The organism is Streptomyces sp. NPDC051104 (genome assembly GCF_040682835.1).
Classification (GTDB): Bacteria; Actinomycetota; Actinomycetes; order Streptomycetales; family Streptomycetaceae; genus Streptomyces; species Streptomyces cynarae.
In genome coordinates, this window is sequence record NZ_JBFBBS010000004.1 from 67,721 (window position 1) to 83,072 (window position 15,352).

Consider the following 15,352-nt stretch of genomic DNA (forward strand, 5'->3'; position numbering starts at 1 on the left):
AACCCGGTACGGGTGGGCGGTGCGTTGCCGCCCACCCGCACCGATATCCGGTTCGGGCGCCTTCCGGTAGGTTCGGAGTATGAACGCCGTGCTCCGTCGAGGACTGGTCGTACCGCTGGTCGCCCTGCTCATGGCCGTGCTCACGGTGCTGTCCACCGGAGCGCCCCGCGCGCAGGCCGCCACGGACGTCTCCGCCATCGCACAGGCGCTCCGCAGCGGTCCCGTGTACGTCGATCCGGCCGCCTCCCGGCAGCTGTCCGTCGCGGACGCCGACGCGCTCGCCAAGAAGATCGAGGACGCGGGCAAGCCGGTCTTCCTCGTGGTCCTGCCCGCCGACTACCCGACGCGGGACCTCTTCGCCGACCTGCGCACGGCCACCGGCATCACCGGCCTGTACGGCGTCCGCCTCGGCGACCGCTTCGACGCCCGCGCCGACTCCTCGGTCCTCGGGCACAGCGCCGTGCGGAACCTGGTCACCAGCGTCCAGGGCGAGACCGCCAAGGCCCAGCTGAACGACTTCACCGACCGTGCCCTCGCCAACGTCGGCGGACACGCCCCCTCGACCTGGGGTACCTCCCGCAGCAACCACGGGGTGTCGTCCACCGCGCTGATCACGCTCGCCGTGGTCCTGGTGCTCGGCGGCACCGGCGCCTACATGCTCGTACGGCGCGGCCGGCGCCGGCGCGAGGAGGAGCAGGAGGCCGCGCTGGAGAAGCTGCGCGTCGTGGTGGACGAGGACATCACCGCCTTCGGCGAGGAACTCGACCGCCTCGACTTCCGGCTGGGGGAGCCGGGCGCCGACGACGCGATGCGCGCGGACTACGCACGCGCCCTGGACGCGTACGAGGAGGCGAAGTCGGCCATGGCGGCGGCGCGGCGCCCGGAGGACGTGAAGGCCGTGACCCAGGCCTTGGAGGACGGCCGGTTCGCGCTGGCGACGCTCGCGGCCCGCCGCGAGGGCCGGCCGCTGCCCGAGCGCCGGGCGCCCTGCTTCTTCGACCCGCGCCACGGCCCGTCCGTCGCCGACGCGACCTGGACGCCTCCGGGCGGCGCCCCGCGCGAGGTCCCGGTCTGCGCGGCCGACCGGGCTCGTCTGGCCGACGGCCGCGACCCCATGATCCGCGAGGTGGACACGGAGTACGGCCGCCGTCCGTACTGGGACGCCGGCCCCGCCTACGGACCCTGGGCGGGCGGCTACTTCGGCGGCGGCCTCCTGCCGGGCCTGCTCGTCGGCACGCTGCTCGGCAGCATGATGGCCACCCCCTCGTACGCCGCCGACTACGGCACCGGCTACGGCGACTTCGGCGGGTACGAGGGCGGCGACGTCTCGGGCGCCGACTTCGACCCCGGGGACTTCGGCGGCGGCTTCGGCGACGGCGGGGGAGGGGACTTCGGCGGAGGCGGCGGGGACTTCAGCGGGGGGTTCTGACCGCCTGCCCATTCCCGCGACCGCCGGCGACGGCACCAGAGGGGACCGGCCCGGAGCGCGAGCAGAGGCCAGGGGAAGACGCGAGCGCCCGCCCTCCTGATCCGGGAGGGCGGGCGCTCGCGGTGGCTCCGGCGAGGTTACGCCTGCTTGATCGCCGAGATGTCGAAGACCAGCTTGATCTTGTCGGAGACCAGCACACCGCCCGTCTCGAGGGCCGCGTTCCAGGTCAGGCCCCACTCGGAGCGCAGGATCTCCGCCTTGCCCTCGAAGCCGACGCGCTCGTTGCCGAACGGGTCCTTGGCCGCGCCGTTGAACTCCAGCTCGATGGTGATCGGCTTGGTCGTGCCGAGGATCGTGAGGTCGCCGGTGATCCGGTACTCGTCGCCGCCGAGCGCCTCCGCGCGGGTGGAGCGGAACGTCATCGTCGGGTGCTCGTCGATCCTGAAGAAGTCGGAGCTCTTGAGGTGGTTGTCGCGGTCCGCGGAGCCGGTCTCGATGCTGTCCATCTTCACGTCGATGGAAGCCGTGGACTTCGACGGGTCCGAGCCGTCCAGGTGCAGGGTGCCGGAGAAGTCCTTGAAGCTGCCCTTGACGTTGGTGACCATCGCGTGCCGGGCCACGAACCCGATGGTGCTGTGCGCCGGGTCCAGCGTGTACTCGCCGGTCAGGGCGGCGAGGTCGGGGTTCACTCCGGCGGCCGGTGCGGTCTCGGTGCTGCTCTTGCGGCTGAAGATGCTCATGACGTGCTCCTTTGGGGGACGGATCGCGGTCCCGGAGGGAGGCCGCGGCTCGAAGCTGTTTAATCTTCAACGAGCTCAACGGGAGAGACGTTAGACCTATTCCGTTCGAGTTTCAACATCATCGAGTGTGTGTCGCTCACGGAGGCGCGGCGGCACGTGGGCTTCGGATCGACCGGTATCGTGGGCAGGCCGCTGCGGCCGTTCGAGGTTCCCCTTGTCACTCGGGCGATGGCATGTGCCGCCCACCAAGGTGTGATCACTCTGCGTCTCCCGCTTTGTGGGAGCCCGACAACGCCGATCCCCTCTGAGCAGTCAGAACGGCTGCATCCGGGCTGTGTTCTGTTCAGGGTTACCAGGAAAACGGGCCTGAGACTGTACGGAGTCGACGGCGAGCTTTCCTTGGTGGACTTCGTAAGGTCGCTACATGACCGTTTTGGACGAGGCTGTGGATTCCGGGAGCGAGCCCGCGGACGCGCGCGGGCGGGTCGCCGAACTGCACGAGATCCGCAAGCAGGCGCTCGCGGGCCCGAGCGAGAAGGCGACCGAGGCGCAGCACGCCAAGGGCAAGCTGACCGCCCGGGAGCGCATCGAACTGCTTCTGGACCCCGGCTCCTTCCAGGAGGTCGAGCAGCTGCGCCGGCACCGGGCGACCGGGTTCGGCCTGGAGTCGAAGAAGCCGTACACCGACGGTGTGATCACCGGCTGGGGCACGGTGGAGGGCCGCACGGTCTTCGTCTACGCCCACGACTTCCGCATCTTCGGCGGCGCGCTGGGCGAGGCCCACGCCACCAAGATCCACAAGATCATGGACATGGCCATCGCGGCGGGAGCGCCGCTGGTCTCCCTCAACGACGGTGCGGGCGCCCGTATCCAGGAGGGCGTGAGCGCGCTCGCCGGCTACGGCGGCATCTTCCAGCGCAACACCAAGGCCTCCGGTGTCATCCCGCAGATCTCGGTGATGCTCGGCCCGTGCGCGGGCGGCGCGGCCTACAGCCCCGCCTTGACGGACTTCGTGTTCATGGTCCGTGAGACCTCGCAGATGTTCATCACCGGCCCGGACGTGGTCAAGGCGGTGACCGGCGAGGAGATCACGCAGAACGGTCTGGGCGGCGCGGACGTCCACGCCGAGACCAGCGGTGTCTGCCACTTCGCGTACGACGACGAGGAGACCTGCATCGCCGAGGTGCGCTACCTCCTCTCCCTGCTCCCGCAGAACAACCGGGAGAACCCGCCGCGGGTGGAGTGCGCCGACCCCGTCGACCGCCGCTCGGAGGTCCTGCTCGACCTGGTGCCGGCGGACGGCAACCGTCCGTACGACATGGCCAAGGTGATCGAGGAGATCGTCGACGACGGCGAGTACCTCGAGGTCCACGAGCGCTGGGCGCGGAACATCATCTGCGCGCTGGGCCGGCTGGACGGCCAGGTGGTCGGCATCATCGCCAACCAGCCGCAGACGCTCGCCGGTGTGCTCGACATCGAGGCCAGTGAAAAAGCTGCGCGCTTTGTACAGATGTGTGACGCTTTTAACATCCCGTTGGTGACGTTCCTGGACGTTCCCGGGTTCCTTCCGGGCGTCGACCAGGAGCACGGCGGCATCATCCGGCACGGGGCGAAGCTGCTGTACGCGTACTGCAACGCGACCGTGCCGCGGATCTCGCTGATCCTGCGCAAGGCGTACGGAGGTGCGTACATCGTGATGGACAGCCAGTCCATCGGGGCGGACCTCACCTATGCCTGGCCGACCAACGAGATCGCCGTGATGGGCGCGGAGGGCGCGGCCAACGTCATCTTCCGTCGCCAGATCGCCGAGGCGGGGGACCCCGAGGCCGTGCGGGCGCGGATGGTCAAGGAGTACAAGTCCGAGCTGATGCACCCGTACTACGCGGCCGAGCGGGGCCTGGTGGACGACGTCATCGACCCGGCCGAGACCCGCGAGGTCCTGATCAGGTCCCTGGCGATGCTGCACGCGAAGCACGCCGACCTGCCGTCCCGCAAGCACGGCAACCCCCCGCAGTAACCGGGCGGACCCACCGCGGCAACCCCGCGGACCCCTCTCTCACGGAGACTGACAGCCATGAGCAACCCTGACATCCGCGTCGAGAAGGGCCATGCCGAGCCCGAGGAAGTGGCCGCCATCACGGCCGTCCTCCTGGCCCGCGCCGCGGCCCAGACCCCTGCCACGACCGCGTCCCACCGGGGCCGCGCCAAGGCAGGCTGGCGCCGCCTCGAGCGCGAGCCGGGCTTCCGCGCCCCGCACAGCTGGCACGCGTAGGCTGCGCCGCTTGAGCCGTCCCTGAAGGGCCCTTCCGCCATGGAGGGGCCCTTCTTGCTGGGCAGGCACAGGGGGTCCCGGCCGGTTCGGCACCGCCGGACATCGCCGCGAAGCGTCTCGACGTCGCGGAGGAAAAAGATTTTGGGCCCTTCCTGAGGAGGGGCCCAAAGGGGGGCGCCCCATAGGGGCGCGGGGAACTGCGCGACCAGCCACATACGGCCCGCAGGCGGCGTGCGGCATATGGGGCGCAGCCCGGTAGCCGCAACCTCCGCCTAGCGAAGGCGAGCCATCAGCGCGTGCTCCACCAGGGTGATCAGGGCGGACTTGGCGTCAGCCCGATGTCTCGCGTCCGTCGTGATGATCGGCGTGTCCGGACCGATCTGGAGGGCCTCCCGGACCTCGTCCGGCGAGTACGGCTGCTGGCCGTCGAAGCCGTTGAGTGCGATCACGAAGGGCAGGCCGCTGTTCTCGAAGTAGTCGACGGCGGGGAAGCAGTCGGCCAGGCGCCGGGTGTCGACGAGCACCACCGCGCCGATCGCGCCGCGGACCAGGTCGTCCCACATGAACCAGAAGCGGTCCTGGCCCGGAGTGCCGAAGAGGTAGAGGATCAGGTCCTGGTCGAGGGTGATACGGCCGAAGTCCATCGCCACCGTGGTGGTGGTCTTGTCCCCGGTGTGGGTGAGGTCGTCGATGCCCGCCGAAGCAGACGTCATGACGGCTTCCGTGCGCAGCGGGTTGATCTCCGAGACGGCGCCGACGAACGTGGTCTTGCCCACGCCGAAGCCGCCCGCCACCACGATCTTCGCGGAGGTGGTGGAGCGGGAAGGACCGCCGCTAGAGCTTGCGAAGTCCACTGAGCACCCTTTCGAGCAGTGTCACGTCTGGCTGGCCGCCGGCGTTCTCGTCGCCGCCGGGCTGATGGATGGCGACCAGGCCCGCCTCCGCCAAGTCGGCGACGAGGATCCTGGCCACGCCGAGAGGGATCGTGAGGAGGGCCGAGATCTCGGCCACCGACTTGATTTCCCGGCACAGGTTGCAGATGCGCTGATGCTCGGGCAACTGGCCCTGCATCTGGTGCGGTTGCGCGGTGGTGTGCACCAGCGCCTCGATGGCGAGCTGGTAGCGCGGCCTGGTGCGGCCACCCGTCATGGCGTACGGACGCACCAGAGGGTTGTTCGAGGACCCGGCGGGCGCCGGCTCGGGGGAGCGGCGCTGCGGCTGCACGGGCTGGATACGCGGTGCAGGCGGCTGGTCGTACGGCGACGGACCCTGGGGGCCCTGCGGCGCGTACGGCTGCCGCCACTGGCCCGGCGCGGAGGGGAAGTCGTACCGGTTCTGGTCACCCTGGCCCGGGCCCTGACCGGGGCCGTAGGACCAGTTGCCGGTAGGCGAACCGCCTGGGGGTGTTGCCACGTTCTCTCCTCCTCCGACTGCGCCGGGCACCCAAACCTGTGGAAGCCGCGTCCCGAAACCTTACGGCCCCGGGACGCTCAAACGCACCGTCCGTCTTCTAGTTGAGAAGGCTGCCCTGGAGCTCCGCACGAAGGTCCGGAGTCAGGACCGTACCGGCACGATCGACCAGAAGCGCCATCTCATAACCAATGAGGCCGATGTCCGCGTCCGGGTGTGCGAGAACCGCGAGCGACGAACCGTCGGAAATGGACATGATGAAGAGGAATCCCCGCTCCATCTCCACAACCGTCTGGTTCACGCTGCCGCCCTCGAAGATGCGGGAGGCGCCCGCGGTCAGCGAGGTCAGACCGGAGGCGACGGCCGCCAACTGGTCGGCGCGATCGCGCGGAAAGCCTTCGGACATCGCCAGAAGGAGTCCGTCGGCGGAGACCACCACCGTGTGGGACACCCCGGGGGTGTTGTCCACGAAGTTGGTGATCAACCAGTTCAGGTTCTGTGCCGCCTGGCTCATCGGGCTCACACTAACGCTCCTGGTTGTAGGTGCTGTCAGGACCGAAGCCCTGGCCGTTCGTTTCACTGCCTGCTCGGCGTCCCCGCTGGACGCCTCGGCGCAGGTTGCTCAGCCTGCCCCTGACGTCCTCGGGGGCACGGGAGACCTGGGGGCCTCCCTGCGGGGTCGCCTCCGCGGCGCCCTCGATCAGGTTCGCCTTGGGCACCCGTCGAGGCAGACCGGAAGCGGTGACCCCGCCCGCCTTGGGTTTCCGGAGCTGCGCTGCCTGCTGCCACCGCTCGTCGTTCGCGGAGCGCCAGTCGCCGCCCGTCTCCGGAGCCGCCGGCGGATCCTGGGTCACGGGCTGGGGCCGACCGGCGGTGCCGTTCGCGGTGGAGCCGCGGCGGGGCAGTCCGGCATCGGTCAGCTCGTGGCCGGCGGAGGGGGCCGGTCCCGGACGGTCGGAGCCTACGCGGTCCCGCTCACTTACGTCACCGGCCTGCGCGGATTCCGGTTCGGGAGCGTACTCGGAGCGGTAGCCGTTCTGGAAGTCGTCCCGCTGGGGCCAGTTGTCCTGGTACGGCGACTCCTCGAAGGCGGAGAACGTCTCCGTCGGGGCGGACCGGTCCGCCGTACGGCCCTCCGGTACCTGCTCCGCATACGCGGGCTCAGGGTAGCCGCCACCGGACGGGAAGCCGTCGTTCTGCGGCAGGCCGCCGTTCTGGGAGAAGTACGGATCCTGGTACGAAGTCTGCTGGGGATCCGCGTACGCCGTCGGCTGGTCGTACGCGGCCCGCTGCTCCTCGTACGCGTGCTGCCCGTTGTCGTACGGGGACTGCCCGTCGCCGTACGCGTGCTGTCCGTCGCCGTACGCGGGCTGCTGCGTCTCGAAGCCGTCCTGGTACGGGGGAGCGGTCCGATCGCTCTCCTGCGGCTCCTGCTGCCGGTTCGTGCCCTGGACCTGAGCCTCCAGGGCCGCACGGCGCTCCTCGCGCATCAGCGAGCGGCCGACGGGGTCCAACTCCCGTACGTCGTTCGGGACCTCGGTGTAGCGGCTGTCGTCGAAGCCCAGCTCCGCCGCCGTCCGCAGCGGCTGCCCGTCGAAGCTCTCACCCTGGAAGGCCTGCTGCGGGATGATCTGGGAGACGGTGAACTCGTCGCGGTCCAGCGGCTGTTCGCCGCCACCGCCGTGGGTGATGGCGTCGGGCAGCATGACCAGCGAGGTGGTGCCGGCCTGTTCGCCCGAGGGGCGCAGCTGGACCCGGATGCCGTGCCGGTCGGACAGCCGGCCGACCACGAACAGGCCCATGCGCTGCGAGATCGCGGCGTCCACGGTCGGCGGGTTGGCCAGCTTGTGGTTGATGTCCGCGAAGTCCTCGGCGGTCAGGCCGATGCCCTTGTCGTGGATCTCGACCATGATGCGGCCGTCGGGGAGACGGGTCGCGGTCACGCGGACCTTGGTCTGCGGCGAGGAGAACGTCGTGGCGTTCTCCAGCAGCTCCGCGAGCAGGTGCACGAGGTCGGTCACGGCGCGGCCGTGGATCTCGGCCTCCGGGACGCCGGACAGCTCGATGCGCTCGTACTGCTCCACCTCGGAGGAGGCGGCGCGCAGCACGTCGATCAGCGGGACGGGCTGGTCCCAGCGGCGGCCGGGCTCCTCGCCGGCGAGGACGAGGAGGTTCTCGCCGTTGCGGCGCATACGGGTCGCGAGATGGTCCAGCTTGAACAGGTTCTCCAGCTGGTCCGGCTCGGCCTCGTTGTTCTCCAGCTCGGTGATCAGGGTCAGCTGGCCCTCGATCAGCGACTGGTTGCGGCGCGAGAGGTTGGTGAAGATCGCGTTGATGTTGCCCCGCAGCAGGGCCTGCTCGGCGGCGAGCCGGACGGCCTCGCGGTGGACCTGGTCGAAGGCGCGGGCGACCTCGCCGATCTCGTCCGTGGAGGAGATCGGGATGGGCGCGACCCGGGTGTCGACACGGCCGGGGTCGGTGCGCGAGAGCTGGTCGACCAGCATCGGCAGGCGCTGCTCGGCGACCCCGAAGGCCGCGTTGCGCAGCTGGCGCATCGAGCGGCTCATCTGGCGGGCCATGAGGCCGGCGATGATGAACGCGGCGAGCAGGGCGACGACGACGATGGCGCCGGTGACGAACGCGGACTGCTTGGCGTTGTCGGCGATGGCCGAGGCGTCCGCCACGGCCTTGTCGGCCATGTCCGACTCGATCTGGCGGTACGCGTCGAACTTGAGGGTGGTGACCGCCCACCAGTTCTGCGGCGTGATCCCCTGCTGGGCGAGCGCGGCGCGGGCGGTGGTGTCTGTGGACGGCAGTGAGGCCAGGGCCGAGACCATCTTGGTCGGGTCGGACGGCGGGGGTACGTAGCTCGGGTCCTTGGCCCTGGCCTGCTGGGCCATCGCCGCGCCGTCGGACTGGATCTTCTTCTGGAGGACCGTGAGCTTGTCGGCGTCCGCCTGGGTACCGCCGCCGATGTACTCCTCGACGGCGATGCCCTCGAGGTAGGCGTACGAGGACAGGGCGACGCGCTGCTTGGCGAGGCTGGTGTCCGAGGTGCCGGGCTTGATCAGCATGTGCATACCGATCGAGCGCTCCAGGGACAGAGCGGCCTTTGTCAGCGAGATGGCGTAGACGGTCCGGCCGTAGCTGGTGATGTTGCCGGTGCCCAGACCGAGCTCGTTGGCGAACTCCATCAGCGGGTGCTGGACCTGGACGTAGCCCTCTTCGGTCTGCACCCCGCTCAGGGCGGAGGTGTAGGCGCCCTGGCGCAGCGCCGGCAGCTTGGTCTCGGCCTCGCGGAAGATGGAGAGGCGGCGCTCCAGGCCCGACTTGTGGGGCATGTTCTGGGCTGCCTGGTCGAAGACCTTGGCGGCCTGGTCGGTGGCACCGCGTGCCTGGACGACCGTCGAGTCGTTCTGGCCCTTGCCCTGGAGGAGGGGTGTGGTGCTGACGTCGCGCTCGGTGATGAGCGCGTTGGCGTAGGTCAGGGACGCCTGGACGAGACGGGCCGTGTTCTCCGCGTCCCGCGCCTGCCGCCAGGTGTCGATCGAGCTCTTCACCTGGAAGCCGCCCATCACCAGGCCGACCAGCACGGGTATGAGCAGGATCGCGTTCAGCCTGGTCGGCACGCGCCAGTTGCGCGGGGACAAGCGGCTGCCGCTGGGCGGGAGAGCCGTCGGCTCCGGGCCGGGCACTTGTGCGGGTGCCGCTCCGCGCGGCGGCGGGGTGAAGTTGCCCCGTGCCGACGGCTCGGGACCGTTCTTGCTTCGCCTCACTCGACCAACAACCTCTCGGCGACGGCACCTGCGTCGTGCCGCGGTGTCTCCAGAGCCCTGTCTGAGACATGTACGTCTTTGACCAATGGGCAGTTCAGGCATTCCAGCACGTCAGCATCCTCGATTCCAAACACTTGGAATCGAGGATTCCGGAGGCCGGATGCCCTAGATAAAACGGTCATAAAGAGCGAGCCCCGCCAAAAGGCGGGGCTCTTGTGAGCACAGCGGTACCGACCGACCGCGCGGTGTGTCGGTACCACCGAATTTCTCTGTCGAAACGTTATGAACACCGGGGCCGACCGTGTCAAACGCCACAGCCGACGCTCGGTGATCTACGACAACTGGCGTATGGTGCCGCCGACTTGATCTACCGCAGACGGGCCATGAGCGCGTGTTCCACCAGCGTGATCAGCGCACTCTTCGCGTCCGCACGGTGCCGGGCGTCGGTCGTGATGATCGGGGCGTCCGGGCCGATCTGCAGCGCTTCCCGCACTTCTTCGGGCGTGTACGGCTGGTGCCCGTCGAAGCCGTTGAGTGCGATCACGAAGGGCAGGCCGCTGTTCTCGAAGTAGTCGACGGCGGGGAAGCAGTCGGCCAGGCGCCGGGTGTCGACGAGCACCACCGCGCCGATCGCGCCGCGGACCAGGTCGTCCCACATGAACCAGAAGCGGTCCTGGCCCGGAGTGCCGAAGAGGTAGAGGATCAGGTCCTGGTCGAGGGTGATACGGCCGAAGTCCATCGCCACCGTGGTGGTGGTCTTGTCCCCGGTGTGGGTGAGGTCGTCGATGCCCGCCGAAGCAGACGTCATGACGGCTTCCGTGCGCAGCGGGTTGATCTCCGAGACGGCGCCGACGAACGTGGTCTTGCCCACGCCGAAGCCGCCCGCCACCACGATCTTCGCGGAGGTGGTCGCCCGCCCTCCGTCAGAGCTTGCGAAGTCCACTGAGCACCCTTTCGAGCAGTGTCACGTCCGGCGCGCCGCCGTTGCTCTCGTCGCCACCCGGCTGGTGGATCGCGACGAGTCCGGCCTCGGCGAGGTCCGCGACGAGAATCCGGGCCACACCGAGCGGCATGGCCAGCAGCGCCGACACCTCGGCCACCGACTTCACCTCGCGGCACAGGTGGCAGATCCGCTGGTGCTCCGGCAGCAGTCCCATCAGCTGGGCCGGGTCGGCCGTGGTGCTGATCAGCGCCTCGATCGCGAGCTGATAGCGCGGCCGGGTCCGGCCGCCCGTCATCGCGTACGGACGGACCAGCGGCTGGTCGCCCTCGTCCCCGTACGGCTCGGCGTACGGATCGTGAGAGGCGGTGGGCGGGGTCATGAATCCTCCGGGCGGGACAGCAAGTCGGTCGGGCTAGCCGTCTGACGGGGCCGGTGGGGGGACTGTGGCGGCCTGACGGTGATTGCGTGAGGTGGGTGGTACCGGGGCCGGTCAGTGGAGCAGACTGCCCTGGAGCTCGGCGCGCAGGTCGGGGGTGAGTACCGCGCCCGCGCGGTCGACCAGGAGCGCCATCTCGTAGCCGACCAGGCCGATGTCGCACTCCGGGTGGGCGAGCACGGCGAGGGACGAGCCGTCCGAGATGGACATCAGGAACAAGAAGCCGCGTTCCATCTCGACGACGGTCTGTGCCACGGTGCCGCCCTCGAAGATCCGGGAGGCTCCTGCCGTCAGCGACGTGAGCCCGGAGGCCACGGCCGCGAGCTGGTCGGCGCGGTCACGCGGGAAGCCCTCGGACAGCGCCAGCAGGAGACCGTCGGCGGACACGACGACGGTGTGGGACACCCCGGGGGTGTTGTCCACGAAGTTGGTGATCAACCAGTTGAGGTTCTGTGCCGCCTGGCTCATCGGGCTCAACTAACGCTCCTGCTGGTGAGTGGGGCTGGGGAAGCTGCCGGTCTGGCCGGTACCGGCCTGGCGACCCTGGGCGATGCCCCGTCGGAGATTGGTCAGCCGACCGCGCACGTCGTCGGGGGCGCGCGAGACCTGCGGACCGCTGTGGTGCTGTTGCTGCTGGGCCGTGCCCGGCACGAGGTTCGCGCGCGGGACCCGGCGCGGCAGACCGGAGGTGGTGACCCCGCCGGAGGCGGGCTGCCGCACGCGCTCGGCCTGGCGGACGAGCTCGTCGTTCGGGGAGGTCCGCCAGGCCGAACCGGCCGAACGCTGCGGACCCGGGGAGGGCTGGGCCTGGGGGGCGGCCTGCGGCGGCGTGGAGGCGCCGCCCTGCTGCCGCTCGCGGAACCAGTTGGTCTCGAGCGTGTCGTACAGCGGCGTACGCCCGTCGCCGGGGCCCGCCGCCGGCGGCAGGGCCTCGGGCTCCTGGCGACGCTGAGGCTGCTGCGGGGTCGGCGGCCGGTGCGCGCCGTAGGCGTCACCGCCCGCCTGCGGACGCTCGAACTGCCCGGTCGACGACGGGTCCTGGCGGTTGCCGAAGCCCGGGGCCGCGAACTGGCCCGTGCCGGAGCCGTCGTAGCCCTGCGGGGCGAACTGGCCCGTCGGAGCCGGGCCCTGGGCGCGGCCGGGCGCCGGGAAGTGGCCCGTCTCCTGGCCCTGTCCGGCCGCCGGGTAGTGGCCCGTGGGGCCGCCCGCGCCCGGGGCGCCGAAGACGTCGGAGCGGACGAACTGCCCGTTGTCCGCGGCATTGGCGGCGGGGCGCGGGGCGTTGAAGTCCGGCCGGGGGAACTCGGAGGTGGAACCGGGACCCTGACGGTCGTCGATCCGCGGGAACTGCTGGCGGTCGTCGACGCGCGGGATCTCCGCCGTCGAACCGGGGCCCTGACGGTCGTCGATCCGCGGCATGGGCGAGGTCGAGGTCAGCGGGTCCGGCTCCTCGTGGCCGCGCGGGGCGTCCAGCGAGGCGCGCGGCACCGGCGGCTGCGCGTCCTCGTCGCTCCAGCTCGGCGTGCGCTGCTGCGCGCCGGCACCGGGCAGCTCCGGCCGCGGACCGCCACGCCCGGGCAGCTGCGGACGGCGACGGCCACCGCGCTCCTTGGGCCGCTGCGACTGCTGCTGCTGAGGCGGTACGGGGGCGCTGTCGCCGAATCCGGCCGGGCGCAGACCCGGGCCGCCGTCACCGAAGCCGCCCTGCCGGGAACCGGGCTCCTGGAAGGGCGGGGCCGCCTGCAGTCCCTGCGGGCCGCTCTGCCCGAAGGCTCCGGTGCCCGCGCCCGCCGGGGCCGGACGGCCCTGCGGGGAGGCGGGGGCCTGCGGTCCGCCGGGGAAGGCGCCGGGGAAGGCGCCGGGCAGCGCGGCGCGCGGGCCCTGACCGGCCCCCACCTGTCCACGCTCCGGGGCGGCGTCGAGTCCGGGGCCACCGGCGGACCGGTTGCCCTGCTGCGCCTGGCGACGGGCCGCGGCCGCGCCGGCGGCGGCCTGCGCGGCGGCCGGGCCACCGCTGTGCGGGGCGCCCTGGCCCGGCTTGCCCGGGGCGGGCTTCTTGCCGCCCTGGGCGACGTCGACCGGGAGCATGACCAGCGCGGTCGTACCACCGGAGTCGGACGGGCGCAGCTGGATGCGGATGCCGTGGCGCTGCGACAGACGGCCGACCACGAACAGACCCATGCGGCGGGACACCGACACGTCGACGGTGGGCGGCGAGGCGAGCCGCTCGTTGATCGCCGCGAGGTCCTCGGGCGACAGACCAATACCGGTGTCGTGGATCTCGATCAGGACCCGGCCGTCGGGCAGCGCGTGACCGGTGACCTTGACCTTGGTCTGCGGCGAGGAGAACGAGGTGGCGTTCTCGAGGAGCTCGGCGAGCAGGTGCACGAGGTCGTTGACGACCCGGCCGGCGACCTCGGTCGTCGGCACGGCGGCCAGCTCGATGCGCTCGTACTGCTCCACCTCGGACGCGGCGGCGCGGAGCACGTCGACCAGCGGGACCGGGCGGGTCCAGCGGCGGCCCGGCTCCTCACCGGCGAGAACGAGGAGGTTCTCACCGTTACGGCGCATGCGCGTCGCGAGGTGGTCGAGCTTGAACAGCGAGGACAGCTGGTCCGGGTCGGCCTCGCGGGACTCGAGTTCGGAGATCAGCGACAGCTGGCGCTGGATCAGACCCTGGGAGCGGCGCGAGAGGTTGGTGAACATCGCGTTGACGTTGCCCCGCAGCAGGGCCTGCTCGGCGGCGAGGCGGACCGCCTCGCGGTGCACGTCGTCGAAGGCCGCGGCCACCTGGCCGATCTCGTCCCGGGAGTGCACACCGACCGACTGCACGGACGTGTCGACGTCCTGCGGGTCGGACTCGGACAGCTGCTTGACCAGCTCGGGCAGGCGTTCCTGGGCGACCTTGGTCGCGGTCTCCTGCAGCCGGCGCAGCGAGCGGATCATGGAGCGGGCCACGACGAAGGCGCCGACGAGGGAGACACCGAGGACGAGGAGGATCAGCGCACCGGAGATGATCGCCTCGCGCTGCGAGACGTTCTTCAGCTCGCGGGCCTTCTGCTCCATCTGCTCCAGGAGCGTGCCCTCGATGCTCTTCATCTGCTGGATCTTGGTCGAGTCGTCGTCGATCCAGTCCTTGTACGAGCGCTTGTCCTGCGACTGCAGGCCGGTGGAGCTCTTCAGCACGCGGCCGGCGTACTGGTCGGCGGCCTCGATCGTCGGGCTGCCCTGGTCGATGGGCTTCGTCAGGTCCTCGGCGCCGTCGCCGTAGATGCTGCGGAAGCTGTCCAGCTCGGAGTCCTGGCTCTCCAGGGCCGAGAGAGCGTACTGGCGGTCGTTCTCGGAGAGATGGCCGAACGTGGTGTTGCTCGCGGGCAGGGCCGCCGCGATCACCGCGCGCTGCACCGACGCGTACTCCTTGGCGGCGGAGAAGGCCGACAGGGCGCGGGTGCGCTGGATCATCTCCGGGTTGCTGGTGGCCTGCGCCATGTCCTGGGACAGGCTGAGCAGCCCGGTGATCAGACGGTGGTAGGCCTCGACCGTCTGCGTGGAGTTCTGCGGGTCCTTGTAGGCGTTCGCGCGTATCGCGCTGAGGTTGTTCAGCTCGCTCGCGATGCCGACGATGCTGTCGCGCACACCCGAGAGCTGGCCGCTGCCGGAGGCGTCGCCGATCTCCTGGGTGCCCTCCAGGAAGGCGGAGCGGGCGCGGTTGGTCTTGTCGCGGACGCCCTTGACCGTGTAGTCGCTCGCGGTCCCGCTGTGGGCGAGCGGACCGGCGGACTGGTCACGCTCGTCCTGGAGCGCCTCCGCGAGCTGCGTCGCCTGCCGGGTCATGTCCGTCAGCAGCTTCATGTTGTCGAGCTGCTGGATCTGGTCCACGTTGTCGCTGATGCGCAGGGCACCGAGCGAGGTCGCCGCGACCACGGGGAGCGCCAGCAGCGACACCAGGCGCGTGGAGATGCGCCAGTTGCGCAGCGCCATGCGTGAACCGGCGTCGACCGGGGGAGCGCTGCCCTTGGGTGCCGCGGGCGCGGGGGGCGGCGTGGGCGATGTGCCGAGCGTGGGCGCGCCGGCGCGCCCGGGCCGCTCGGGGCCGCCGGCGGCCGGTGCCGGTCCCGGGTTCTGGGCGCGCTGGGGCGAGGAACCGCGGTCGGTCCCGCCGCGCGGCTCCGGCTCCGCCGAAGCGCTGCCATCCCTCTTGAAACGTCCCTGCACTAGCGTCGCAACCTCTGGACCAGGCGCCCCTCCGCGCGAGCGGCGGGACGGTGTCGGCGTTGTGGGGGGCGCCCTGAATGCGCTCCCCGGGTGGTCGTGAGTGACCGGCGCTGGCTCCCCCTTCCCGCCGC

At 70.9% G+C, this 15,352-nt stretch carries 12 protein-coding genes; 3 read left to right on the forward strand and 9 right to left on the reverse strand.

The features are described from left to right. Positions 1-79: 79 nt before the first annotated feature. A complete protein-coding gene (locus tag AB0N14_RS08445; RefSeq protein ID WP_366024933.1) occupies positions 80-1,429 on the forward strand; it encodes a hypothetical protein in 1,350 nt (449 codons plus the stop codon). Positions 1,430-1,566: 137 nt separating this feature from the next. Here AB0N14_RS08445 and AB0N14_RS08450 read toward each other — a convergent pair whose 3' ends face one another. Next, positions 1,567-2,169, reverse strand: a complete 603-nt coding sequence (locus AB0N14_RS08450) for a YceI family protein (protein ID WP_366024934.1) — start codon at positions 2,167-2,169, stop codon at positions 1,567-1,569. Between the two features lie 424 nt (positions 2,170-2,593). On the opposite strand from AB0N14_RS08450, the gene AB0N14_RS08455 reads away from it, so the two are divergent. After that, positions 2,594-4,186 carry an acyl-CoA carboxylase subunit beta gene (locus AB0N14_RS08455; RefSeq protein ID WP_366024935.1) on the forward strand — a complete coding sequence of 531 codons (1,593 nt, stop codon included), beginning with the start codon at positions 2,594-2,596 and terminating at the stop codon, positions 4,184-4,186. A 57-nt stretch (positions 4,187-4,243) separates the two neighbouring features. Continuing rightward, the gene (locus AB0N14_RS08460; protein ID WP_103838056.1) at positions 4,244-4,441 is read left to right on the forward strand and encodes an acyl-CoA carboxylase subunit epsilon; all 198 of its coding nucleotides are present in this window, start codon (positions 4,244-4,246) and stop codon (positions 4,439-4,441) included. 272 nt (positions 4,442-4,713) lie between these two features. Here the strand turns inward: AB0N14_RS08460 and AB0N14_RS08465 are convergent, their stop codons facing one another. From AB0N14_RS08465 to AB0N14_RS08500, 8 genes are all read right to left on the reverse strand, one after another. After that, positions 4,714-5,295 (reverse strand): ATP/GTP-binding protein, encoded by a 582-nt coding sequence (locus tag AB0N14_RS08465; protein WP_366024936.1) that lies wholly within the window; start codon positions 5,293-5,295, stop codon positions 4,714-4,716. Beyond that, on the reverse strand, positions 5,276-5,854 hold the full coding sequence (locus AB0N14_RS08470; RefSeq protein ID WP_200422571.1) for a DUF742 domain-containing protein: 579 nt from the start codon (positions 5,852-5,854) through the stop codon (positions 5,276-5,278). The genes AB0N14_RS08465 and AB0N14_RS08470 overlap by 20 nt, the downstream gene beginning before the upstream one ends. A 97-nt stretch (positions 5,855-5,951) precedes the next feature. Continuing rightward, on the reverse strand, positions 5,952-6,365 hold the full coding sequence (locus tag AB0N14_RS08475) for a roadblock/LC7 domain-containing protein (protein ID WP_055493648.1): 414 nt from the start codon (positions 6,363-6,365) through the stop codon (positions 5,952-5,954). 10 nt (positions 6,366-6,375) lie between these two features. Further along, the gene (locus AB0N14_RS08480) at positions 6,376-9,627 is read right to left on the reverse strand and encodes a nitrate- and nitrite sensing domain-containing protein (protein ID WP_366024937.1); all 3,252 of its coding nucleotides are present in this window, start codon (positions 9,625-9,627) and stop codon (positions 6,376-6,378) included. 367 nt (positions 9,628-9,994) lie between these two features. Beyond that, positions 9,995-10,570: an ATP/GTP-binding protein gene (locus AB0N14_RS08485; RefSeq protein WP_046729249.1), complete on the reverse strand. Its 576-nt coding sequence runs from the start codon at positions 10,568-10,570 to the stop codon at positions 9,995-9,997. Next, entirely contained in the window at positions 10,551-10,949 is a 399-nt protein-coding gene (locus AB0N14_RS08490) for a DUF742 domain-containing protein (RefSeq protein WP_366024938.1), read from the reverse strand. Before AB0N14_RS08490 ends, AB0N14_RS08485 begins: the two co-directional genes overlap by 20 nt. Positions 10,950-11,060: 111 nt before the next feature. Beyond that, positions 11,061-11,474 (reverse strand): roadblock/LC7 domain-containing protein, encoded by a 414-nt coding sequence (locus AB0N14_RS08495; protein WP_103838061.1) that lies wholly within the window; start codon positions 11,472-11,474, stop codon positions 11,061-11,063. A gap of 9 nt (positions 11,475-11,483) precedes the next feature. Next, the gene (locus tag AB0N14_RS08500; RefSeq protein WP_366024939.1) at positions 11,484-15,221 is read right to left on the reverse strand and encodes a nitrate- and nitrite sensing domain-containing protein; all 3,738 of its coding nucleotides are present in this window, start codon (positions 15,219-15,221) and stop codon (positions 11,484-11,486) included. Positions 15,222-15,352 lie beyond the last annotated feature (131 nt).